Genomic DNA, 24218 nt, shown 5'->3' with positions numbered 1-24218 from the left:
GTCCATCAGGGCTGTCATCTTTTTTTGCTGTGCCGCCAATGTCTTGAAACCATGATAAGAGCCCAGACACAGGAAGGGCAGCTACATACGATGTGGGTATATTTTGATTAGGGGGCAGACAAATGACAGGTGTGTTTAACGAAGAGGACGGATTGGAGCTTCACTGTGAAAGGAAACCGCATGTAAGTATCGGCAAGATTGTGACGAAGGTTCCTGTCGTACTCGCAGAACTGAAGCTTCAGATTCATGTCAGTGAAACCATCACTTTTCCAGAGCCGGTGCTTGAGATCAAAGATATTAAGAAGCGCGTGCACTTAACCCAATGCCGCCTGCTGCTTCCATCTAAAAAACTGTTTATTAAAGGATTCGTACGAAAAAATATCCAATATGCCAGCCCGTGCAGTGAAATTGAAATGCCGACGGATAAGAGTGTTGCTTCCGACCTTCATTCTTTTACAGTGGATGTTCCGTTCGAACAGGTGACGGAAATTCACGAATTTCTTTCCATGCCGGTGATGCCGAAGAACAATACACGGGAGGAATTTGATTTTGTCCGCTCAAAGTCTTTACCGGAGGGATTTCCGGAAAAAGACCAGCATATCAGCAGTGATATCTCCCAGTATCATCAGGAAAGCAGTCAATTTTATAATGAACTGCCTTACTGTGAACTGTTGTCGAGCCGGATTGTGGAGTGGGATGAAGCAGTGGACCGCATGCCTCTTCCAGGGAAAGCCCCTTTTCATGAAGGATATTTCACAAAGATAGAGGAGAAGATGGTGCTGGATATCTGCGTGAACGTCCTGCAGAAACAGCAGATTCGTGTCGCATCGACAAGCAACGATGATTGATTCATAGGAACAGAGGGAGGAAGGGAGGCGTCCATTCATATCTATGAAACGTGATGTCATTACTTTTCAACAGACACACTGGGTCAATCCTAAGGATCGTGGAAGTTTCCTGGGCGGTCATCTGTCGGAGTGGGAAGAGGAAACGAGGGACGGCGGCCCGTTGTTTATGCCTTCCTCTGCCATTGAAGAGGAGGAAATGGCCTTGTTTAAACCGGAGGAAGAGGAGAAGGCTGTGGAAAACAATACCCGCACACCGATGAATGAAGGTGAAATAAGAAAACGAAAGTCGTCCCTTGCCGCTGAAATTTCTTCGATGCTTGATGAATCCAGCGGAGGGTTCTTTGATGATAGGCCAGAGCCGGTAGAGGAGGAAGGTGTGCTTTCTGAAATAGCTGCGCTTCTGGAAGAGTCGGAGGATTCTGCAGAAGCGTCCTTCGTTTCTAAAGCTGAAGATGACTACCCCATTCTCGGAGATATTGCCTCTGCCATGGCTGAATCCTCCAATGAGTTCAAGAGTCATTACTTTTCTCAAAAAGCCATGTCGCAGCTCACAGAATCTTCTGATGCCGATGAAAGGGAGAAGGCTGTAGAACGGCGTTCTGCGGAAGACCACCGTTCTGGTTCCTCTGTTATAGAGGACGAAAGCTGCGAAGATCCCTTTTCAGGCAGTGGGATCGATGATTTATTTGCCTGTGAATCCTCTTCCAGTTCTTCTTCATCCTCTTCTTCAAGCTGTCCAGTCTGTCATGATGGTTCGTCGGATTCATGGAAAGACCAGAGCATAGAAAAAACGGTGAAAATGCCTGTTCTTCTGGCTCATGTCCCATTGGAATGGGAAATCCGGGAAAGTGTTCCTGTTCCTTGCCATCCCGGGGACATTATAAAGACGGAATGGTCCGTCCATGATATGCGCATCTCAGTTCCTATGTACCCGTTTCTCTTTTTGCGCGGGTGTTTTACTGTATCCGTGGATTATCAGGAACAGGGGGATTTGAAGCGGATCTGTAAGCGGATTCCCTTTGAGGAAACGGTGGAAGTGGGGGGGATGATCACTCCTGAACTCCCTTCCCATTCGGAAAAGGAATACACAGCGAAAAGCGCGGAAATGCATAAGGAAATCTATCAAACGTATCCATCTCCGGTGGAAAAGGAGCTGGAGAACGTATCCTTCCTGGTTCACCAGGAAGATTCAGGAAAAGGTGACCTTCACGTGCAGGGGGTTTTTCATGGGGGGCTGTTTCTTTACCAGCAGCAGTTCAAACGTCTGGATGTCTGGGAATATTGACTGGATAAACAAAAAGAAAGAGGGTTCCGCAGGAAGGAACCCTCTTTTCAATGGTCACGTTCAAGGTGTTCTCTACAATGATGGAAGGTGGAGGAATGACGCCTGTTCGTATCGAACGGTGGTGGGGAAATGTCCGGGATTCAGGCCGCCGCCCTGGAGGAAATTTCTCTCTGATACCAAGGCATATGTCATCTTTGAGAGTCCGAGTCAAAAGGGGTGTCTATGAGACAGGTTCTTCTGACTCCCTACTACTATATGTCCTCCAGGGATGGTTCGCATGGACAGATGCCGGCAGACTAAAAAAATAGGTTAGCAGCGGTCAGGGAAAAGTAGATTGCTATACTGATATAGAACGTTCTTTTCCAACGGCCTGTACATATACTAGAGAACAATGGATGGAAGGGGGCGGAGCTGTTGGAGGGGACGCTGATGATTATGATCCTGTCAGCTATGGCTACGGGAGCGGGAGCCCTCCCGGTCCTGCTGATCCGCCGGGTATCCCATCGGAAAATGGACAGCATTCTCGCCTATACCGCTGGTGTGATGATGGCAGCATCCACCTATGGCCTTATTCCGGCCTCTTTGAAGCTGACCAATGTAACGGTGCTTTGTATTGGTGTACTCGGAGGCGCGCTCATATTGAACCTGCTTGAGTATCTACTTCCACATGTAGATATGGATCATACGAGAAAATCTCCCGGGCTGCCGCACCAGTCACTGATGCTTGTCGCGGCGATGACTCTCCATAACATTCCGGAAGGCTTGTCGGTCGGTGCCAGCCTGGCCAGTCAAGTCGAGCATCTCGGAATGGTCGTCGCTTTTTCCATGGGCCTGCAGAACGCACCGGAGGGTTTCCTTGTGGCTTTGTTTCTGCTTCATCAACACGTTCCCAAAAGAACAGCCATCTTCATGGCGCTCCTTACTGGTGGGATCGAATGCATCTCCAGTTTTATCGGGTTTTACGTGGTTCATATCTCTTTGTTCCTCGTTCCTTACGGGCTCGCCTTTGCTGCTGGTGCGATGTTGTTCATCGTTTATAAGGAGTTGATTCCGGAAACCCACGGTCATGGTTATGAGCGTCTGGCTACATTCTCATTTCTCCTTGGACTGCTCAGCATGATCGGAATTGTGGAATGGTTCCGCTGAAGCCTGCCGGATGATCCGGCGGGTTTTTTTGTTCTTCCATACCTATCCTGTAAACGGAACAGCGAAGAAAGAAAAGGGGGAATGATTCGTTGGAAATATTTTATTAGAAAAATATCGTTATAATTCGTTTTTCAGCGGGTATGCAGAAATTGGGAGGAGATAGCATGAATAAAAACATGATTGATTACAAAATATTCATTCCATCACTTTTGCTGATGGCCGCCATCAGTATCCCTTTCGCTCTGTATGAATCACAGTCGTTGGAACTTATGAATACGGTCTTTGATTCGATTGTGGCATCATTCAGCTGGGGATACTTATGGTATGGCATTTTACTGGTCGCCGCAGGTCTTTACCTGGCATTTTCCAAATACGGAAAAGTGGTTCTTGGGAATCCGGAGGAGAAGCCGAGGTTCACCCTTTTTGAGTACGCGTCCATTCTGGTCGCGATGGGTGTCGGATCGACGATCATGCGGACGGGGATGCTCCAGTGGACGTCTGTCGCCAACGACCCGCCGGCCGGAGTAGAGGCTGGTTCTGCGGAAGCCCTGCTGTGGGGGAACGCCTACAGTATGTTTTTATGGGGGTTTCAAGTGTTCGCTATTTTTGTCATGATAGCACCAGCCATGGGATACATACTGCACGTAAAAAAACGTCCGCTGATGAGAATTTCAGAGGCCTGCCGGATTTTGTTCGGAGATAAGTTCACAGACGGTATCGGAGGCCGGCTGCTGGATGTGTTGTTTTTAATCAGTATTCTTTCCGGAGCAGCTGTCACGCTTGGACTGGGGGCGCCGATCATTACGCAGAACCTTTCTCATCTGCTCGGCATCCAGGTGAATTTCACGCTGACGATCATCGTTACCATCGTCTGGGTCTTTTTATTTTCCCTCAGTGCGTATCTCGGCATCGAAAAAGGGATCAAACGGTTAAGTACATGGAACATGTATATTGCCGGGTTCTTAGCGCTGTTTATTCTCGTCGGGGGCCCCGGTGTTTTCATCCTGAACTACTTCACAGATAGTGTATCAGTGCTCTTGAGCAACTACCTGGACTTTTCCTTGAACACAGAATCGGTCTATCAGGGGGAAACCTCGCATATTCAAAGCAACACGATTTTCTGGTTCGCCTACAGTGCGACCTGGGCCATGCTGCACAGTGTGTTTGCAGCAAAAATTTCACAGGGTCGGACGATCAAGGAGATGATTCTCACGTACCTGCTCGCTCCAACGCTGCTTTCCTGGCTGGCGACAGGGGTGCTTGGCGGTCTTGGTGTCCACCGCTACCTGACTGGAAATCTTGATATTTTGAACTTCGTGGAAGAAGAAGCACGTATGGCAGCGATACCGGAGATTTTAAATACGCTTCCTTTCGGGGAAATCGCCATTGTCATCTTTATGATTGTCGCCCTGATTTTCTTGACGACGACCCTCGATTCCACGACTTATACAATTGCCGCCTATACAAGTACGCGGGATATGAGCCGTTTTGAGCCGCCGAAGATGCTTCGTATTATCATTGCGGCTGTGATTACTGCTTTTGCCCTGATTCTAATGAGGATCGGCGGTCTGGCCCCATTGAATGTCGTATCAGGTCTTATGGGTCTGCCGATTATCGTCATCCAGTTCATTCTGATTTACGCAGCGAAGAAAATGATCGACGCCGATCAAGCCTGGCTGACCAACGTCCGTCAGAAAGATAAGCCTATAGAAGCTTATGAAGCGAAGCGTAAAGTGGAATAGTCTGGTCGATTGGATTACACTGATATCAGAGTAACTTTTGAAAGGGGACCTGTACATGTATGAATCACTGCACCACGTATCTGTCATTGTGTCGGATATAGAACAAGCCAAACATTTTTATGGCGGAGTGCTCGGATTTGAAGAAAGCCCCGACCGTCCCGATTTCGATTTTCCAGGCGCGTGGTATCAGGTAGGAGCGACACAGATTCACTTGATTGCTTATGAAGAAGGGAAAACGCTCCGTGGTACAACAGAGATTGATTCCAGAGACGGACATTTTGCGGTCAGAGTCCGTGATGTTGAGGCGTTTATCGAAAGAATGGAAAAGCACGGAGTGGAGATGCTGAACAAGCCGGTCAATAAAACGGAATGGCATCAAGTGTACATCACGGATCCCGATGGAAACATCATTGAATTTAATAGGTGAAGCTGGAGACGATCGATTCAATCGGTCGTCTTTTTTTGTTTTTTAATGGTGGAGCTGCTTCGTCGTTCTGGTAATCACGTTCCGCTTGTCGGTGGGTGCTGTTCCCACAGCCCTCACCACCGAACGCTCCTTTACTGGTGAACTGAACACCGGGCGTTTTTCTTTTTCCAAGGCTTGTCTCTGGTATAATGGAAAATAGAAAAATTTGTCTGATTACAGAAAAATAAGGGGAGATTTGATGAAGAAATGGATGATCCTGTTCGTCCTCCTGATCACGGCCGCGCTTTCTGCCTGCAGCAGTCAGCCGGAGCCGCAGGATACGTTTTCCGCGTACATGGACGCATGGGAAAAGAAAGAGTATGAAACGATGTACAGCTATTTAAGTGAATCTTCGAAAGAATCCATCACGAAAGAGGATTTTGTCAGCCGGTATGAAGATATTTATGAAGGGATCGGCGCGGAGGAGATATCGATTACATACGATCTTCCCGAAGAGGAAGAAAGCTATGATCAAGAGGATCCACCTGCCTATGAATATACGGCTTCGGTAGATTCAAGAGCCGGTGCGATTGAATTCAGCCATCAGGCGGGACTTGTCTATGAGGAAAACGACGAGGAAGATCGCTGGGCGGTGGAATGGCACCCGGACCTTATTTTCCCTCAGATGGTGGAAGGCGATACAGTGAGGATCACCCGGCTGGATTCTGAACGCGGAGAGATTTTCGACCGCGACGGTCAGGGTCTGGCTGTCAAAGGTCCGGTGAAGGAAGTTGGTATCGTACCAGGGAAGATGGAAGAGGAAGAAGAGTTGAAGGAAGGGCTTGCGGACATTCTCAAACTCTCCGTTGAACAAATCGATCAGAAACTGGAGCAGTCCTGGGTGAAGGACGATGTATTCGTGCCGCTTGCGATGATTCCGGAAGATGATGAGGAGAGGCTGACAGCATTTGAAGATCTGCCAGCTGGCTACATGATCAATGATGGAAAAGAAGCACGTGTTTATCCTTTAGGGGAAGCGGCCGCGCATTTGACCGGCTATATGGGTAGTATCACGGCTGAAGAGCTTGAAGAGCGCGAAGGAAAAGGCTACAGTACGAGCGATAACATCGGGAAATCCGGTTTAGAGCTTGTCATGGAGGAGCAGCTTCGGGGCGAACCGGGCTGGCGTGTGTATATTGCCGATGAGGAAAATGAAACAAAAGAAGTGCTCGCAGAACAGAAAGCGAAGGACGGGGAAGACGTCACGCTGACCATTTCATCGGATGTCCAGACGGAAGTATATGAACAATTGAAAGACGAATCCGGAACAGCGGCCGCGATTCATCCTGAGACCGGAAGTGTGGAGGCCCTTGTCAGTACGCCTTCCTACACCCCGACAGCTCTTTCTTTAGGGCTTGGAGGGGAAGAAGTGACCTTGAACAAGTTTTCGAGAACGTATTCTCCGGGATCCACGTTTAAGCCGATCACCGCAGCGGTTGGATTGGAAACAGGAACGATTAATCCGGAAGAGGAGCTGTCGATATCCGGAGAAACGTATGAGGCGGATGCCGGCTATTCCGTTACCCGTGTACCCGGGGCAGCAGCAGACAGTCAGGTGAATCTCCGCGATGCACTGATGCGGTCGGATAACATTTATTTCGCCCGTCAGATCGTGGATATCGGCGGAGATTCTTTCCTGGAGGAAGCAGCAGGATTTGGTTTTGGTGAGGATCTGCCGTTTGCGTATCCGATAGAAGCTTCCCAGTTGATGAACGAAGATACATTTGAAAGTGAATCGCTGCTTGCGGCGACCGCCTATGGGCAGGGGCAGGTGCAGATGAGCGCTGTCCATCTGGCTGCTGCCTACACGCCGTTCATTACCGATGGGACACTGATCAAACCGCAGCTTCTGGTGAATGAGGAAGAATCTGAGGTCTGGAAAGAAGAGGTCATCAGCGGAGAAACAGCGGCTTTGATCCGTGATGATTTGACAGCGGTCGTACAGAACAAAAACGGAACAGCCTACGAGCCGGTTGTGGAAGGAATCTCCCTCGCAGGGAAAACAGGATCAGCGGAATTAAAGAAATCCCAGGATGAAGAGGGACCTGTGAATGGATGGTTCGTCGCCTGGGATACCCAGGATCAGGATTTGCTTGTGGCGATGATGATGGAAGATACAGAAGAAGGCAGTCACGATGTGGTGCCTAAAGTGAAAAATGTCTTCGGAAATTTGAAATAGAACATGCACTTCCAGCAGACATGGTGTGTAGAATCACGTTCCGTTTATCGGTGGCTGCGGGAGGCGTCGCCACCGAATACTTTACGCGCCCTAACACAGCGATGAGTTGAAAAAAGGTCGATCTTCTGCTTAACAGAAGATCGACCTTTTTATACGACAAGCTGAAAACCACGTCTGTCCGGCAGACGTGGTTTATTGTGTTCCTGTTGTATTGGAAGGCATAGATTCTGTACCTTCTTCATTGACTGTTGTTACGTAATAAGAGTAATCGGAAGCTTCGGAATCCGTATAGGATTTCCGTTCATGCTTGGAGATACTGGCTACCTTTTCAAATGTTTCTCCGTCCTTGCTGCGGTAAACACGGTACCCTGCCACATAATCTTCGCGTACCGCATGCCAGGTAACCATCGTACCCTGGATCTGCACGTTGGAAGGGGGCTGGATATCCTCCTGATTCTGTGTTGGTTCCTTCAGTTTTGAATACACAACGAGACGATCAGCGTGACCGCCGATACTGCTGAGAAATTCACCTGTACATGTGATAAGGTTGAGACGCTTTTCATCAGAAGATCCGAAAATCGTTTCAATGGGGGAATCATCCATCGGATAACTTTCAAGCTTTTCGACTACATAGGTCTTTTCTTCCCCGTTTTCATCAGAGACGGTAATTTCGTCTCCTTTTTCCAGTTGATCCAAATCATAAAAAACAGCAGGTCCTGTCCGGCTGTCCACGTGTCCGGCGATGACAGAATTTCCTGTGCTGCCGGGCTCTGTACCTGGTTCAAACCAACCGGCTTTCTGCGGATCCTCCGGTACACCCATCTGTCCATTATCCAGAATGCCGACTGATTCTACAGGGGCTTCTACGTCAATGGCAGGGATGGAAATGGTGGCAGGAGTGATCCCTGTTTCTTCCTGCTTTTGGTTTTTCACAACGTCAGCGGACCTCATATTTCCGTTTTTATTAATCACTGTAAATTCGCCGTCCAAAATCTCTTCTTTTTGCTCCTCCGGTACATCCGCCTCTTGGTAGGACGCCTGTGTAGCATTTTCAATCCGGACAACATCCGAATCGTCCTTCCAAAAAGTGAACGCATTGAATTCATAGGCGACCATAACGAGCGCGGTCAGGCCAAGTATTGTGAAATACATTTTCCAATCGAGCTTCATGGACTGTCACCTCTCTATCATAAGGAAAGAAGAAGAGCAGAAGCTCTTCTTCCATGTTAAGCATTACTGCTTGGCTTTGCGGATGGAGATGAAGCCGGCAGAAGCTGCGGCGATGACTCCGAAGGCGACCCACATCCATGTGTTGATCCCTTGATCACTTGTTCCACCAAAGCCTGTTTTAGGCATTTCTTCCGGCATAACTTCTCCGCCGAATTGATCCGGCATCTGTGTCACAACAGCGCTGCTTAGTGTTTCGCCAATTCCGAACATGAAGGCATATCCTTCACGGAAAGAGTCATAAGTGGCTGCATAATCTTCATTCACGTAATGATCGAAGGTCTGAAGGATATCTTCCTCGTGAGTCCAGACCGCTTCAACTGCATCCTCCTGTGGAAGGTTTCCTTCAGTTGCTGTACCAAGGAAGGCACCGAAGTCCTCAGAGAAGGCCATCAGGCTTTGTTCAGCCATTTTTCTTGCTTCTTCATCTTCTTCAAGAGCTGCTGTAATCACATCAGACTGCGCGTTGATATGATCCTGCTGCCATACCTTTTCAAACTGGGCTGCACCTTCTTCACCATAAATAGAACCGATAGCAACTTTGAAATCAGCGGTGTGCTGGTTCTCAGCCCAAGTTACGAAATCGTAGTCTTCCGCCTGGTCATAGCCTTTCTGCATTTCAAGAACGGCTAAAGCGAAGTGTTCAGAAGCAAGAGCATTCATGTTGGAACGCAGATCTGCTGCTGGTGTATCTGCTTTGGTGCCATTAAAGGAATCCGGCATCTGCGTTACAATGGCAGAAGAAAGGGCCTTACTGATGTCGAACATACGGTTGAAGCCCTCGCGGAAAGCCGTATAGGATTTCTGATACTCTTCGTTTACATAGTGGTCAAAAACATTCAAAACATCTTGTTCGTGCGCTTTCAGGACTTCTTTGGCTGTTTCTTTGGAAAGGTTTCCTTCAGTTGCAGATGCAAGGAACGTACTGAATTCTTCCGTGAATTCTTCAACTTCCTCTTCGGCCATCTTACGGGCTTCTGGATCATCGTTTTTCGCAGCTTTTACAAAACCATCGGAATAATCGTTATGTCCGCGGAAGATTTCTTCAAACTGTGCAGCTGCTTCATCTCCATAAATGGATGCGATCGCTGGTGTCATATCCTGTGCGTTTTGATCAAGCTTGTTCCATACTTCATCAGCGTCCGGTGCGTCTTCATACGATTTCATCATAAATGTTGTAGCAAGCACAAAGTGCTCGGACAATAATTGATCAAGCGTCGATCTTAGATCGGCCGCCTCCGTCTGTGCTGATTTGTGGTGATCGGCCATGGCGACGGAAGGGACAAGCAGCATCAGCGCCATCAATGTGACCAGAATTCTTTTCATTTGTTTCATGTGTACACTCTCCTTTAATTGATTTCTTACACAGCTAACGAAGGAGGGTGGACATTGGATCACTATTTCCCGGAAAAAATATAGAAATTAGTGAAAGGAGTCTGTAAAGAATCAGCTGAGTTGTCATTTTTTTTGCCCTGACGCTGGGGCGGAACTTCGTATTTTCTTCCGTACATGAGGGGATGAGGCGTGTTCGAAAAAGGAAGAAAAGATGAAAATTGTGTTGACGTAAGCGCTTTCTGAGTATATAGTCTAGTTAAGGTAAACGATTACGTAAACGATTACTTGCCCGCGGGGAGAAGGAGTCAGCCATGGTTTCGATTAAAGATGTAGCCAGTAAAGCAAAGGTTTCTACAGCGACTGTATCCCATGTGATCAATGAGACACGGTATGTCGCAGAAGCAACAAAGCAGAAAGTATATGCAGCTATGAAGGATTTAAACTATCAGCCAAACCGGATTGCGCGCAGCTTAAGAAGTCAAAAGTCCAGTACGATCGGACTTCTTGTTCCTCTGGTGGCAGAGGATACGTCAAACTTTTTCTTCATGTCTGTAGCCAATGGTATTGAGCAGGTTTTAAAGGAAAACGGCTATAATCTTATTCTTAGTAATTCTAATGAACAGGCGGAAACGGAAAGAGATCAGATTCGGGTTTTCAATACCCAGTTGATTGATGGGCTTGTCATTGCCCCGGTCAACGGCAGGGAGTATGACTACAAGGAGGAATTCTCTGGTAACTATCCTGTCGTTTTTATTGATCGTCATCCAAGTACAGGTGAAGGAGACAGGGTTCTCGTAAACAACCGCCGTGGAGCGTATGAAGCCGTAACGGCTTTAATTGAAAAAGGTCACGAAAGAATTGGATTTGTGACAGGAAGTCTTGGTATTACGACGAGTGATGAGCGTCTGGAAGGATATAAAGAGGCACTGCGGGAGCGGGGGCTGACCATTGAAGAAGGGTATATGCAGGAAGGTCCTGCTACATTCAAGGAAGGGTATTCGCTGGCCGGGAAGCTTCACCGCGCTGGTGTAACGGCTTTGTTTATCGCCAACAACGTGATGACGATGGGGGCGGTCTCTTACCTTCAGGAGCAGAACATAGCTATTCCTGATGACATGGCGGTCATTGGCTATGATGACTACGATTGGATGAAAGTGACTTCTCCACCACTGTCCGTGGTCAGACAGCCGGCTTTTGAATTAGGGAAGACTGCCGTAGAGCAGTTGTTAAAAAGAATTGATGGATATAAAGGAGAGCACCAGGAAATCATCTTGGACTCAGAGTTGGTACAGAGAGGTTCTTATTAAGAGCCTTCTCTTTTTCACCATAAAGTAAACGATTACGTAAACGTTTACGAAGGCATTTAATCTTTTAGGGAGGAATGTTGGGATGAAAAGGTTCGGATACGTAGTTTTTGGGCTGATCCTGTTGTTTATGGCCGCATGTTCAAGTGACAGCACAGCGAATAGTGAGGGGGACGGCGGAGCAGGTTCTGGTGAAAATGCATCCAGTGATACAGTCGAAACCGGTTCTGTTGAAACGACTGTCGAAGCGTCGGGTGACGAAGATGTCGTGATGGACTTCTGGATTCACCAGACCGGGGAGGAAGAAACGAAAGCATATATCGATTTGATTGATGGCTTTAATGAGGCACACGAAGATATTCACGTAAACGCAGAGGTGATCATTGATGATGGAGCCAGTGCGTACAGCGACAGTATAAACGCAGCCCTCGTAGCCGGAAATCTTCCGGATGTGATGGCTGTGGACGGTCCATATGTCGCAAGTTTTGCGGATGCGGGCGTTATTCAGCCGATTGATGATTACATCGATGAGGAAACGAAGAACCAATATGTAGATTCAATCATCCAGCAGGGGACGTACGATGACCAGCTATATTCTCTTGGAGCCATGGAAGCGTCCGTTATGCTCTACTACAACAAAGACCTTTTAGAGGAAGCCGGGATTGAGCCGGCGGAATCGCTTGAAGAAGCATGGACGTGGGATGAATTGATGGATCATGCGAAGACGTTGACGAACGATGATCAATACGGGTTGAATCTGTTCATGAATTATGGAGTCGGGGAGTGGCTGACATTTATGGGGGCTCCTTTAGCCTGGTCCAACGGAGGTGCCTTGATTTCTGAAGATGGCACAGAAGTGGATGGTTACTTGAATAGTCCCGAAACCCTTGAATCGCTTCAATACGTGAAGTCGTTGTTTGAAGAAGGCGTTGTGACGGAAAGTCCTGGTGAAATGCAGTTTGAAGAAGGGAAGGCTGCCCTTGCTCTCGGTGGTCCGTGGATTGCTGTATCTGCAGAGGACGCCGGCTTGAACTGGGGAATGATGCCTTATCCGTATAAAGATGAAAGGGTTTCCCCATCGGGAAGTATGGCTTACGCGGTTACGAACAATACAGAACATCCTGAGCAGGCGGCTGAACTTATGAAGTGGATGACTAATGAAGAAGCGGCGATCAAGATTTCCGAAGCAACCGGTATGCCTCCTGCGCAAAAATCCGCTTTCGAAAGTATGGATAAATTTAATGAGAGGCCATGGAGTGTGATGAAAGAGCAGGTCATTGAAACCGCTCATGCCCGACCATCGACACCGGCGTATCCGGTTCTTACCGATGCTTTTGCCCAGTCTTTCCATGCCGCTGCCCTCGGTGAGGACGTAGAAAGCGTTGTGGAACAGCAGGTCCAGCGTGTGGAGCGGGAATTGAACCGTTTTGAAGAATAATCCTCATATTCAGAGCCTGATCAGGCTCTGAATCCTTTTTAATCGAGTTTCAGCTTTTATTAAGAAAGGAGAACCATCCATGAGTGGGAACAGTTCCTCAGCGAAATCCCTGACCAGTGATCGTACGCCGTCTCACACCCGCAGGCCATTGCAGAAAGTACCATCCCCGAAGAAACAGAAACGAAGGAAGTCTCAAGCTTTTCAGGAAGCCGTTACAGGATATTTCTTTCTTGCTCCGGCTTTGATCCTTCTGGGCGTCTTTCTCCTGTACCCGATGGGGGCAGCCTTTTATTACAGCTTCACAGACTTTTATATTTTAAAGCCGGACGATATCTCGTGGATTGGCCTGGAAAATTTCACATACATTCTGCAGGATGCAGAGTTCAGGCAGGCCTTTTGGAATACAGTCTATTTTTCGGTGATTGTTGTACCGGTTCAACTGGCCGTAGCGCTGGGCCTTGCGCTGCTGATTAACAAAAAAATCCGTTTCCGGGTATTTTTTCGAACCGCTTTTTTCTCACCAGTCGTCATGTCTTTAGTTGTTGTATCGATTTTGTGGACCTTTATGTACAACCCGAATGAAGGGCTGATCAACCAGCTCCTTGGTTTAGTCGGAATTCAGCCGCAGCCATTCCTGACCAGTCCGGATCAAGCGATGAATTCGATTATTGTCATGTCTGTGTGGCAGGGCGCTGGTTTTCAAATGATGATTTTTCTGGCCGGCCTTCAAAATATCCCCAATCATTTGTATGAAGCGGCTGATATTGACGGAGCAAGCAGCTGGCAGAAGTTTCTGCATGTGACCCTGCCCGGTCTGAAAAACATTGCCTTATTCATTTTCATAACCATCAGTATTGCTGCTTTTAAGCTCCTTGTCCAGCCGATGATCATGACACAGGGAGGACCGCTCGGCTCTACGAAGTCTCTCGTCTACCATATCTATGAAACTGGCTTTAACTATCGTGATGTCGGTTATGCTTCGGCGATGGCTGTCGTCTTTACCGTTATTGTCCTTGTGATCACCATTGTTCAGCGGATCCTTGTCCGTGAAGAGAGGGGGTAGGGAAATGAAAAGGAAAAAACAGATGCAGACCGTAGTTTTGTATACGTCTTTAATTCTACTGACCTTTATCTTCTTATTTCCGCTTATTTGGATGCTGGTTTCATCTTTGAAAAACGAGTTTCAGATTTTCAAGGATATGAAGTCTCTGCAGGCTTTTCTGCCTCCAGCACCAGGTGAAGTGGAAGGCGGCTATTTTCAAAACTATATCGCAGCTTTCCAACGTGTGGATCTGCTTCGGTATATCATCAATAGTCTAATTTATACGACAGGCATTATCGTGTTCGGACTGGTCGTAAATTCGATGGCAGGGTACGCTCTTGCAAGGTTCCGGTTTCCTCTGGCTGGTTTTTGGCTGGGGGTGATCATCGCTACTTTAATCATCCCGCCGGAGAGCATTTTCCTTCCATTGTATGTTCTTGTGTATGATCTTGGATGGGTGAATACCTACACAGGATTAATCGTGCCGTTTATCGCGAACGCCTTTGCCATTTTTCTCTTCCGACAGTTCTTTCTTGATTTCCCTAAAGAACTGGAAGAGGCAGCTAAAATTGATGGATGCTCACAGATCGGCATTTTCTTCCGGATTATCGTTCCGCTGTCGAAGCCGGTTTTTGCAACCGTAGCGATTGTACTGTTCATCAATCATTGGAACGACTTCCTGTGGCCGCTTGTTGTAGCATCGGATGAAAGCATACGGACCATTCAGATCGGTCTTCAGTACTTCATGAACGAACCGCCGATTAAATGGGGGCAGGTCATGGCGGCTCTTACGATTGCAACGGTTCCTATGCTTTTAATTTTCACGTTTTTACAGCGTTACTATGTTCAGGGCCTGACTCATACAGGTTCGAAGAATTAACAGGAAGGAGTGTGCAGCCGTTATGACACATTATGAAACGATGCCTGCCCATGGCTATTATAAAGAAAAGTACCGCCCTCACCTCCATTTTACACCCGAGCAGATGTGGATGAATGACCCGAACGGACTCGTCTACTTTGAGGGTGAGTACCATTTGTTTTATCAATACCATCCGTACAGTACACAGTGGGGGCCGATGCACTGGGGACATGCGGTAAGCCGGGACCTGGTGACTTGGGAGCACCTGCCTGTCGCTCTGCATCCGGATGAGCAGGGGATGATTTTTTCAGGGAGTGCAGTGGTTGATCATGAGGATACCACCGGTTTTTTTGACGGAGGTAAAGGACTGGTCGCTGTTTATACAAGTGCTGATGGTGACCTTCAGCGGCAGAGTATTGCCTACAGTAAAGACCGTGGACGGACGTGGGTGAAATATGACGGAAATCCTGTACTGGAGAATCCCGGCATTGCAGACTTTCGTGATCCGAAAGTGTTCTGGCATTCGTCCTCTTCCCGCTGGGTGATGGTATTAGCTGCTGGAAAACAGGTGCAGCTGTTTACATCGGAAAATCTAAAGCAGTGGACCTTTGCCAGTTCTTTTGGGGAAGGGTGGGGAGAACAGAAAGGGACATGGGAGTGCCCTGATTTGTTTCCTATGGTCAATGAAAAGACTGGAGTTGAAGAATGGGTCCTGATGATCGGCATTGATGCCGGAGGACCATACGGAGGTTCAGGGACACAGTATTTTACGGGAGTTTTTGACGGGTCTGCCTTTTTCCCTGACCAGCAGCAGGATGAAGTCAAATGGCTTGATTTCGGGAAAGACTTTTATGCTGCCCAGTCTTTTTCAGACCTTCGTGACCGGCGTGTGATTATCGCTTGGATGAGTAACTGGCAGTATGCCAACGACGTACCGACAGATCCTTGGAGAAGTGCGATGACCCTCCCGAGAGAACTGATACTTACAAAGGTTTCCGGGGAAAGTGTGCTGAAGCAGATGCCGGTGGCTGATTGGATTCATTCTGTGGCCAACAGCGCTCCAGGCAGCGGGGTTCAACTGCTTCCTGGATCCCCGCACATTCAATCACAGCCTGATGCCCCCTTTGTATGGAAAATCACCTTGGAGCTCCAGGCAGATTCCCATGTGGAAGGTACGGTTTTTCATACGGGTGAAGGCGGATATCGCTTTGGTGTCGAAAATGGGAGGGCGTATGTGGTCCGGGATGAATGTGTGCCTGCTTTTTCCGACCATTACGCTGCCGTATGTACAGCTGACATAGCTGGCAGTTTCGATGAGGTTACCTTGACGGTCGTTTGTGATTTTTCTTCGGTGGAGATGTTTGTAAATACTGGAGAGATCGGTATGACAAATCTGTACTTTCCTCAAACCGGCCTGTCCCAACTCATGAAGCTGGAAAGTATAAAAGGGTATGCGGCCGTGAAGGACATGGTCATTGATCAACGGCCCTCCATCTGGGCAGAAAACCATTCCTGAAAGGAGAGAATATTCATGAAAGGAACCGGCTCTGTTATTTATCAATGCTGTGACTGGCTGATGCGGCTGGCTGTTCTCAATATATTATGGCTGACATTCAGCATGGCAGGGCTGCTCGTTTTCGGGGTGTTTCCAGCTTCAGCTGCTGCTTCAGCTTTATTGAAGGAGTGGGTGGCAGGGGAGCGGCCGGCGTCGTTTTCCTATTTCCGGCGTATCTATCGGCAGTCTTTCTTTTCTTCCAATACGGTTTTTACAGGAGGATCCGTCGTTTTTATTCTCCTTGGTCTGAACTTATATACAAGTCTGCAGTTTCAGGGAATTCTATTTTACCTGTTTGTCAGCGGCACCATTTTTCTTATGTCCGGCCTTTTTCTTCTGCTTATGCTGACGCTTCTCCCGCTGGGCAGCGGTGAAAAGACAATACCTTCGCTTCGACGCGCCTTTCATCTGCTCATGTGCTATCCGGGCCGGCTTGTTTCATTGTCCGCCGGGATCGTGCTGCTGTTGGTGTGCATCCGGTATGTCCCAGGGATTTTACCTCTCTATTCTGTGAACCTTATTCTCTTCTTGGTAGTGGCTTTGTTTACGAATCAACTCCGTTTGGATGCTGTTTCATAATCAGAAAGAGGCGGTGGTGAGCCGTCTCCTTTTGTATATGTGTAATGTGATGATAAATGAAAAAAATTTATAACAAAATGATAGCGCTTACAATGTAAAGGAGGAATTCGATTGACTTGGAGGTTCCCGAAGACTGTATTTGTCTTGTTCTTTTTTTTCGTAATGGCTGTGCTGTTGCCGGCGGTGGTGACAGCGGAAACGTCTGCCTACCGCTCTGCTTTTCATTATTCCCCGGATGAGAACTGGATGAACGATCCCAATGGCCTCGTCTATTACGATGGGGAATACCATTTGTTTTATCAGCACAACCCTGCTGGTAATGTGTGGGGGCCTATGTATTGGGGGCATGCCGTCAGTGAAGACCTCATCAACTGGAAGGAGCTTTCTCCAGCTCTTTTTCCAGATGAGAAAGGATTCATCTGGTCGGGGAGTGTTGTTGTAGATGAACAAAATACCTCGGGCTTTAAGAACGGGTCAACGGCACCGATGGTCGCTCTTTTTACGCAGGAGAAAAAGGGCGGTCAGATCCAGAGTCTTGCCTACAGTCATGACAAAGGAATGTCATGGACCATGTATGAGGGCAATCCTGTGATTGACAGGCCTGAGGGGAAGGATGTGTACCGGGATCCAAAAGTATTCTGGCATGAAGCAACTGAACAATGGGTGATGCTTCTTTCCGGAGGGCAGTCCATTGAATTCTATCAGTCGAAAGATTTAAAGACGTGGGATCATGTCGATACGTTCGAGCGCCCAAGCGGTGGAGAAGGGGTCTGGGAGTGCCCGGACCTTGTCCGGCTCCCAGTGGAAGGAAAGGAAAATGAGTATAAATGGGCTTTGATCGTCAGCATCAGTGAAGGTGCCGAAGCAGGCGGCTCAGGGATGGAATATTATATCGGTGAATTCAACGGTTCACAGTTTCAGGCCGAACAAGGACCTGTTCCTTTCGATTATGGGGGAGATATGTATGCCGGGGTCACATGGAACAATCTACCTGAAGAACAGGACAGAACCGTGCTGATCGGATGGATGAACAATTGGCAGTATGGACAGGAAATTCCCTCCGACGGTTCCAGGGGTACTATGTCCCTTCCACGTGAGTTGACTCTCCTGGACGAGGGAGGAGGAAAGTACAGCATCCAGCAGCAGCCGGCAGAGGAGTTTGGTCAGTTGAAGGAGGAAGGAAAGGAGTGGGAACAACAAACGTTGAGCGGGGAGAAATCGTTTGGTGAAGTGGAGGATCTCATCCAAATTGAAGCATCCTTTGATATGGAAAAGACAACAGCTTCAGAACTTGGACTGAAGCTTACGAATGAAAGTGGAGAGGAAACGGTGATCTCCATATTTCCAGAAGAGGAAAAAGTGGCTCTTGACCGAACAGCTTCAGGGGAAAGTGATTTTTCTGGGCATTTCGCAGCTGTTCATAACGGATCGATAAAAAGCGGGGATGGAACGGTGGATCTGTCTATCATCGTTGACCGGAATTCGATTGAAATGTTCGCAGATAACGGAAGGTCGGTATGGACCGATCAGATTTTCAGAGATACATCCCAGTCAGAACTCCATGCTTACAGCCGGGACGGAGAAGCAGCGGTGACCATGCTGCGTGTAACTCCTCTGAAATCAGCTCCTCCCGAAAAAGCTTTGGACGAAGTGCCGGCCTCTTCTCCGGAAACTTTGGAAAACGGGGGGTTTGAAACAGGGGATCTGACCGGGTGGACAGCGGCCGGAAGCGCGTTTTCCTCAGGTGTATCCGAAGTAGAGACGTATTGGGAGGGAAACTCCTTCGATCATGAAGGGGACTACCATTTGTGGGGATTTTCGGAGGATGTTCCGGATTCCGACTTTCGTACAGGTACGCTTCAGTCCGCTCCCTTTACGCTGTCCGGACAGGGGAAAGTGGACTTCTTAGTCGGCGGTGGTGAGGATCTTGACCGGCTGTATGTCTCCCTTGTCCGTGCTGAAGATGGGAAGGAATTGTTTAAAGCTACAGGAGCAGATGATGAAAAGTATCGGCGTGTTTCCTGGGATGCTGCCGATTATATAGGGGAAACCCTTTATATTAAAGTGGTGGATTTTCATACAGAAGGGTTCGGTCATCTGAATGTGGATGACTTCCAGGTTTACCATGAAGGAAGTCCGGAAACCAACACGCTGATTAATGGAGACTTTGAAACTGGTGATCTTACGGGTTGGACTGCAGTGGAAGGAGAGGCCTTTACTGATCAAAGTATCACCGACCATACGGATTGGGGTTGGGGAGGCCCTTTTAATCATAACGGGGATTACCATCTGTGGGGGGCTTTGGGAAATGGGGACGACCAGACAGGTGTGCTGCATTCCAATGTCTTCACTTTGTCAGGCACAGGAGAAATCTCCTTTTTAATCGGTGGTGGAAACAATCCTGATGAACTGTATGTGGCCTTAGTGAGAGCTTCGGATGATAAGGAATTGATTAAAGCTTCCAATGAAAAATGGGAAGACAGCGAGGCCTATCACGAAGTTATGTGGGATGCTTCCGATTATAGAGGAGAAGAAGTATACCTGAAAATTGTGGACCGCGCCACCGGCGGGTGGGGACATATTAATGTCGATCATTTCCAGGTCAACCAGACCGGCACACTCGTCCACTATCCGTTTGATGAGGAGCAGGGGGCTGTCACTAAAGAAGCTGTCAGCAGCGAAGTAGATCCCGTCCATTATGTATTTAATGAGGCTGAATATAAAGCAGATTCCGACCCATTGTGGCGGAAAGGGTTAAAGGACAATGCGCTGTTGTTTGATGGGTACTCCACATGGGTGACGCAGAAGGCAGAGGATGTAATTCAGCCCGAAGATGCTTTAACGGTTGAGGGCTGGGTGGCCCCGAGATCCTATGAATGGGGGGACCTGAATCAGGTGTCGGCCATCGTCAATCAGCACGATCCAGGGAAAAAGGAAGGATATGTGCTCGGGATGGGTCGTCACGGAGTTCTGGCTTTCAAGGCAGGCATTGGAGGCGAATGGGTGGAAGTGGATTCCGGTGACCATATGATTGAAAAAGATCAATGGTCTCATGTCGCTGGTGTATTTGACCGTCGTGAGCAGAAGCTGCGCGTCTATATCAATGGTGAACTTGTCGGAGAATCATCGACGCCATCCGGTTCTCTTGCCTCATCAGAAGAAGATTTACTCATAGGAAAGCATAACAAGGCCGCTCTCTTAAACGGGGTTTTTGAAGCCAACATGTTTCACGGATTGATGGATGACGTGAAGATTTCCAATGGAGCTAAAACGACCGAACAACTGAAAAAATCTTTTGATGATACGATCAGCGGTATGGAGGGAGGGGAACTTCCTAAACCAGAGCTGTACTGGGATCGTACCCGTTATGCCGGAGATCAGCATCGTCCGCAGTATCATTTCATGCCGCCTGAGCATTGGATGAATGAACCGCATGCCCCGCTCTATTTTGGTGGAAAATACCACATCTTTTATCAGAAGAACCCTCAAGGACCGTATTGGCATCAGATTCACTGGGGGCACGCGGTGAGTGAGGATCTCGTCCATTGGGAAGAAATGCCGGAGGCTCTGGCACCGGAGAAAGGATCGGTGGCCCCGGACGGGGTTTGGTCCGGAAGTGCTGTCGTGGATAACGGTGAACCTTACTTATTCTTCACGGCCGGTGATGACAGCAGATTCCCGAACCAGATGACTGGTCTTGCCTTCAGTGAGAATCCAGAGGATCCCTTATTGAAAGACTGGCGGATGCTGGATGAGCCTGTCACTGTACAGGAGGAAAACCTGCCCGCAGAAGACGGGGAGGTCATGTATGGGCAGTTCCGCGATCCGTTCGTCTTCAAAGACGGCGATACATGGTATCAATTAATGGGATCCGGAATTGATCAAGTCGGGGGGACGGCTTTGTTGTATTCGTCCAAGGATTTAAAGAATTGGACGTATGAAAAACCGTTTTTCACAGGAGACTCGGAGACGTATCCGAAAACCGGGGATGTGTGGGAACTTCCGGTCTTCCTTCCGATCGGTAAAGATGACACAGGAAAAGAAAAGTATGCTTTCTTTATCAATCCATGGTTTGACGGCTACAGCCCTCACAATGTGAAATATACATTCTACTGGGTGGGGACATGGGATGCGGCCAAACTGGAATTTGTACCGGATCATGAAGAACCGAGGCAGTTTGATTATGGAGAGCACTTCACAGGTCCAAGCGGCATGATTGATGAGGATGGCACACCGCTTTTATTCAGCATCGCCCAGGATAAGCGAAGCGAGCAGGAACATTATGATGCTGGATGGGCTCATAATGCCGGCCTTCCCGTTGAACTTTCTCTAAGTCGTGGGGGGGATCTTGGATTGAAACCGATCGAAGAGCTGGAAACGCTGCGTGGCAGCCAGCTTGTCTCCATGAAGAATCAGTCGATGGAGCAGGCAAATGAACAGATAGAGGATGTAGAAGGAGATTTGTTGGAGGTTGTTCTCGAGATCGATATGAAAGAGGCGGATAAAGCAGGACTGAAGGTTCGGCAGAGTAAGGAAAGCGGGGAAGAAACCCTGCTGTTCTATGATCAATCAGAAGAGCACTTTGCGATTGACCGGAACGACTCCAGTTTGAATCCTGATGTCAGCAAGGGAATCCAAGGTGGAGAGCTATTGTTGGAGGACGGGAACTGGAATCTCCACGTTTATCTGGATCGTTCCATGGTTGAAGCCTATGCCAATGAGCAGAAGAGTATAACGTCCCGTGTTTATCCAACGAGTTATGACGCCCTCGGCATTGAACTTTGGAGTGAAGGGGGAGAAGTGGAAGTTGTATCTATGGACGTATGGGAATTGAACGGAGCATTTGGTGAAGTCGAACCGGTGTATGAGAAGGAGCAGCCGACGGTACCTCCTCATGGGGAACTGCCGAACCATGACTTTCAAAATGGTGATTTATCGGGATGGAATGTTGTGGAGGGGGACGCTTTCTTGGATGCCCATATTACAGCAAAACAGGACTGGGGATGGGGCGGTCCGTTTGATCAGGCGGAGGATTCCACAGATCTCGAACGCTTCCACTTGTGGGGATTCCTGGATGCTGCCGGCGGAGATGCAGCTACTGGTGTGATGGAGTCCGAAGTATTTGAACTCTCCGGGAGCGGACAAATTGATTTTCTAATCGGTGGAGGAAAAAATGTCGAAGAACTGTCCGTCGCACTCGTCAGGGCTTCCGACGATCAAGTGCTGAAAGAGGCCACTGGAAGAAATGCAGAAACCTACCGCCGTGTCGAATGGGATGCCTCCGAGTTTATCGGAGAGCAGCTGTTGATCCGCGTAACTGACCGGGCCACAGGTGGATGGGGACATATCAACGTGGATGATGTGAATGTGCCCACAGCCTTAAGTGAGGAGGCTCAACTTTTTCAACAGTTGAAAGATATGCCGTTAACCACCAGTAAAGATTTAGATAAGAAAATCGATCTTTATGAAAAAGTAAAGAAACGACAGGCAGCCGGCAAAGGAGATCTGGACTTGATCAGGGCGGACATGCTGGGTTTCCTTCTGGATCAACTTCGTTTGAAAAAGAAAGACTATACCTTGACTGATCAACAGCTTCCGTTCCTTGTTCAGTATGCGATTGAAGAAACCGGAGCGGAAGATGAGTCTGACTATGGGGAAGTCCAGGGGTTTGTCATGAAGAGGGTAAATAAACATGCGACTGGAAAACAGGTGCGGGATGTGATTGAACACCATTTGTCCTAGATCCTGAAACCGTTGGTTGATAAGAAAAAGGTTCTGCTCCCTTGGGAGCAGAACCTTTTTTGGTTTAAACAGCAATATCTTTTTCAACGGCTTCCTTATCGTTGAAGCGTTTGACGTTCAACTTTTTCAAGACACGTGAAGTCAATGTCCCTGATGTCATAGCGCCGTTGACATTGAGTGCTGTCCGGCCCATGTCGATCAGCGGCTCTACAGAAATGAGCAGTCCCGCAAGTGCGACAGGCAGGTTCATGGAAGAAAGAACAATCAAAGCAGCAAAGGTCGCTCCGCCTCCGACACCTGCAACACCAAAGGAGCTGATGGCGACAATCAGCACAAGCTGCACGAGGAATCCAGGACTGAGCGGATCAATTCCGACAGAAGGAGCAATCATAACAGCAAGCATCGCAGGATAGATGCCGGCACAGCCGTTCTGCCCGATCGTCGCTCCAAAGGATGCCGACATGTTGGCGACTCCTTCATCAACACCAAGACTGTTTTTCTGGGCTGATATATTTAATGGAATCGTTCCGGCACTGGATCTGGACGTGAAAGCAAAGGTGAGGACCGGCAGCACTTTTTTCAAGTACGTGAACGGGTTCAATCCAAACGCTCCAATCAGAACAAGATGAATGATAAACATGACAGCAAGGGCGGCATAGGAGGCAAGGACGAATTTACCAAGCTCTAAAATACCGGCGATATTGGTCTGGGCGACCGTTGTCGCCATTAAACCAAGAATACCAATGGGTGTCAGGCGTAGAACGAGGGTAACAATCCGCATGACGACCGCATAAAAAGCGTTGATGATGTTAATGAATGTTTTGGCATGTTCGGGCTGCTTGCGGCGTACGCCGAGAACAGCGATACCAACAATCGCAGAGAAAATGACGACGGCGATGGTGGACGTGGCACGGTCACCGGTCATATCAAGGAAAGGGTTGGCCGGGATGAATTCGAGAATTTTTTCCGGTGTGGACAAGTCCTGGACCTCTGTGAGCGTTTCTTCCAAGTATATTCCCCGGTCGGACTCGGCCTGGCCGGCCTCAATTTCACTGGCGTTCAAATCGAAGACAAAGGAGCTGCCGATCCCGACAAGTGCGGCGATGGCTGTTGTTCCGACTAATATTCCGATAATCCAGAGAGAAATGCGTCCGAGCTCCGATGTTTTCTCCAAATTGATAATGGACTGGATGATCGAAACCATAATCAATGGGATGACTATCATCATCAGGAGACGCACATAGCCGCGTCCGGCGATGTTATACCAGTCTGTCGTCTGGGCGGTTATGGCAGAGTCTGCGCCGAATACGGTCTGCAGATAAACCCCAAGCAGCACGCCGAGACCAAGACCGGTGAACACACGCTTACTGAAAGAGACGTGTTTCTGCTGCATGCGGATCAATACGAATATAAGAGCTGAAATAAGTACAATGTTCAAAAGAACAAGAAATGTTTCCATAAAAAAAGACCT

The 24218-nt window shown here is 48.3% G+C and carries 16 protein-coding genes; 13 read left to right on the top strand and 3 right to left on the bottom strand.

From position 1 onward, the window contains the following. The first annotated feature begins 122 nt into the window (after window positions 1–122). The 6 genes from ACXADP_RS18010 to ACXADP_RS17985 all read left to right on the top strand — a co-directional run bounded on the left by ACXADP_RS18010 (window position 123) and on the right by ACXADP_RS17985 (window position 7666). Window positions 123–848, top strand: coding sequence for a CsxC family protein (locus ACXADP_RS18010; protein WP_474967359.1), 726 nt, complete (start codon window positions 123–125; stop codon window positions 846–848). A 43-nt stretch (window positions 849–891) separates the two neighbouring features. Next, window positions 892–2133 (top strand): hypothetical protein, encoded by a 1242-nt coding sequence (locus ACXADP_RS18005; protein WP_474972082.1) that lies wholly within the window; start codon window positions 892–894, stop codon window positions 2131–2133. A gap of 429 nt (window positions 2134–2562) precedes the next feature. Next, window positions 2563–3279, top strand: coding sequence for a ZIP family metal transporter (locus ACXADP_RS18000; RefSeq protein ID WP_474972081.1), 717 nt, complete (start codon window positions 2563–2565; stop codon window positions 3277–3279). A gap of 164 nt (window positions 3280–3443) precedes the next feature. Beyond that, window positions 3444–5021 carry a BCCT family transporter gene (locus tag ACXADP_RS17995; protein ID WP_474972080.1) on the top strand — a complete coding sequence of 526 codons (1578 nt, stop codon included), beginning with the start codon at window positions 3444–3446 and terminating at the stop codon, window positions 5019–5021. A gap of 55 nt (window positions 5022–5076) precedes the next feature. Continuing rightward, window positions 5077–5448, top strand: a complete 372-nt coding sequence (locus ACXADP_RS17990) for a VOC family protein (protein ID WP_474967363.1) — start codon at window positions 5077–5079, stop codon at window positions 5446–5448. Between the two features lie 238 nt (window positions 5449–5686). Continuing rightward, on the top strand, window positions 5687–7666 hold the full coding sequence (locus tag ACXADP_RS17985) for a penicillin-binding transpeptidase domain-containing protein (RefSeq protein WP_474972079.1): 1980 nt from the start codon (window positions 5687–5689) through the stop codon (window positions 7664–7666). 192 nt (window positions 7667–7858) lie between these two features. Here ACXADP_RS17985 and ACXADP_RS17980 read toward each other — a convergent pair whose 3' ends face one another. Both ACXADP_RS17980 and ACXADP_RS17975 read right to left on the bottom strand, forming a co-directional pair. Continuing rightward, window positions 7859–8836 (bottom strand): class F sortase, encoded by a 978-nt coding sequence (locus ACXADP_RS17980; RefSeq protein ID WP_474972078.1) that lies wholly within the window; start codon window positions 8834–8836, stop codon window positions 7859–7861. A gap of 63 nt (window positions 8837–8899) precedes the next feature. Continuing rightward, window positions 8900–10228, bottom strand: a complete 1329-nt coding sequence (locus ACXADP_RS17975) for a copper amine oxidase (RefSeq protein ID WP_474972077.1) — start codon at window positions 10226–10228, stop codon at window positions 8900–8902. 311 nt (window positions 10229–10539) lie between these two features. On the opposite strand from ACXADP_RS17975, the gene ACXADP_RS17970 reads away from it, so the two are divergent. The 7 genes from ACXADP_RS17970 (at window position 10540) to ACXADP_RS17940 (ending at window position 22747) form a co-directional block, all read left to right on the top strand. Continuing rightward, complete coding sequence (locus ACXADP_RS17970) at window positions 10540–11535, top strand: LacI family DNA-binding transcriptional regulator (protein ID WP_474967367.1); 996 nt, start codon at window positions 10540–10542, stop codon at window positions 11533–11535. An 82-nt stretch (window positions 11536–11617) separates the two neighbouring features. Continuing rightward, window positions 11618–12970, top strand: a complete 1353-nt coding sequence (locus tag ACXADP_RS17965; protein ID WP_474972076.1) for an ABC transporter substrate-binding protein — start codon at window positions 11618–11620, stop codon at window positions 12968–12970. A 79-nt stretch (window positions 12971–13049) separates the two neighbouring features. Further along, window positions 13050–14033 (top strand): carbohydrate ABC transporter permease, encoded by a 984-nt coding sequence (locus ACXADP_RS17960; protein ID WP_160841304.1) that lies wholly within the window; start codon window positions 13050–13052, stop codon window positions 14031–14033. A 4-nt stretch (window positions 14034–14037) separates the two neighbouring features. Further along, window positions 14038–14892, top strand: coding sequence for a carbohydrate ABC transporter permease (locus tag ACXADP_RS17955; protein WP_474972075.1), 855 nt, complete (start codon window positions 14038–14040; stop codon window positions 14890–14892). A gap of 22 nt (window positions 14893–14914) precedes the next feature. Then, window positions 14915–16387 (top strand): glycoside hydrolase family 32 protein, encoded by a 1473-nt coding sequence (locus ACXADP_RS17950; RefSeq protein ID WP_474972074.1) that lies wholly within the window; start codon window positions 14915–14917, stop codon window positions 16385–16387. Window positions 16388–16402: 15 nt separating this feature from the next. Next, window positions 16403–17005: a DUF624 domain-containing protein gene (locus tag ACXADP_RS17945; protein ID WP_474967371.1), complete on the top strand. Its 603-nt coding sequence runs from the start codon at window positions 16403–16405 to the stop codon at window positions 17003–17005. 111 nt (window positions 17006–17116) lie between these two features. Further along, window positions 17117–22747, top strand: coding sequence for a GH32 C-terminal domain-containing protein (locus ACXADP_RS17940; protein WP_474972073.1), 5631 nt, complete (start codon window positions 17117–17119; stop codon window positions 22745–22747). Between the two features lie 64 nt (window positions 22748–22811). Here the strand turns inward: ACXADP_RS17940 and ACXADP_RS17935 are convergent, their stop codons facing one another. Next, window positions 22812–24206: an L-cystine transporter gene (locus ACXADP_RS17935; RefSeq protein WP_474972072.1), complete on the bottom strand. Its 1395-nt coding sequence runs from the start codon at window positions 24204–24206 to the stop codon at window positions 22812–22814. Between the last annotated feature and the right edge of the window lie 12 nt (window positions 24207–24218).

It is taken from the genome of Halobacillus sp. AWH4_228 (assembly GCF_056158365.1).
The sequence above is the reverse complement of the archived record's forward strand: the minus strand, read 5'-3'. Positions and strand labels throughout refer to the sequence as shown.

What these genes read in the sequence shown, in the direction of transcription:
- ACXADP_RS18000 (WP_474972081.1), top strand. Translation starts at nt 2,563, where the DNA reads ATGATTATGATCCTGTCAGCTATGGCTACGGGAGCGGGAGCCCTCCCG.
- ACXADP_RS17985 (WP_474972079.1), top strand. Translation starts at nt 5,687, where the DNA reads ATGAAGAAATGGATGATCCTGTTCGTCCTCCTGATCACGGCCGCGCTT.
- ACXADP_RS17945 (WP_474967371.1), top strand. Translation starts at nt 16,403, where the DNA reads ATGAAAGGAACCGGCTCTGTTATTTATCAATGCTGTGACTGGCTGATG.
- ACXADP_RS17980 (WP_474972078.1), bottom strand. Translation starts at nt 8,836, where the DNA reads ATGAAGCTCGATTGGAAAATGTATTTCACAATACTTGGCCTGACCGCG.
- ACXADP_RS17935 (WP_474972072.1), bottom strand. Translation starts at nt 24,206, where the DNA reads ATGGAAACATTTCTTGTTCTTTTGAACATTGTACTTATTTCAGCTCTT.
- ACXADP_RS17975 (WP_474972077.1), bottom strand. Translation starts at nt 10,228, where the DNA reads ATGAAACAAATGAAAAGAATTCTGGTCACATTGATGGCGCTGATGCTG.
- ACXADP_RS17955 (WP_474972075.1), top strand. Translation starts at nt 14,038, where the DNA reads ATGAAAAGGAAAAAACAGATGCAGACCGTAGTTTTGTATACGTCTTTA.
- ACXADP_RS17990 (WP_474967363.1), top strand. Translation starts at nt 5,077, where the DNA reads ATGTATGAATCACTGCACCACGTATCTGTCATTGTGTCGGATATAGAA.
- ACXADP_RS17965 (WP_474972076.1), top strand. Translation starts at nt 11,618, where the DNA reads ATGAAAAGGTTCGGATACGTAGTTTTTGGGCTGATCCTGTTGTTTATG.
- ACXADP_RS18005 (WP_474972082.1), top strand. Translation starts at nt 892, where the DNA reads ATGAAACGTGATGTCATTACTTTTCAACAGACACACTGGGTCAATCCT.
- ACXADP_RS17970 (WP_474967367.1), top strand. Translation starts at nt 10,540, where the DNA reads ATGGTTTCGATTAAAGATGTAGCCAGTAAAGCAAAGGTTTCTACAGCG.
- ACXADP_RS17960 (WP_160841304.1), top strand. Translation starts at nt 13,050, where the DNA reads ATGAGTGGGAACAGTTCCTCAGCGAAATCCCTGACCAGTGATCGTACG.
- ACXADP_RS18010 (WP_474967359.1), top strand. Translation starts at nt 123, where the DNA reads ATGACAGGTGTGTTTAACGAAGAGGACGGATTGGAGCTTCACTGTGAA.
- ACXADP_RS17995 (WP_474972080.1), top strand. Translation starts at nt 3,444, where the DNA reads ATGAATAAAAACATGATTGATTACAAAATATTCATTCCATCACTTTTG.
- ACXADP_RS17950 (WP_474972074.1), top strand. Translation starts at nt 14,915, where the DNA reads ATGACACATTATGAAACGATGCCTGCCCATGGCTATTATAAAGAAAAG.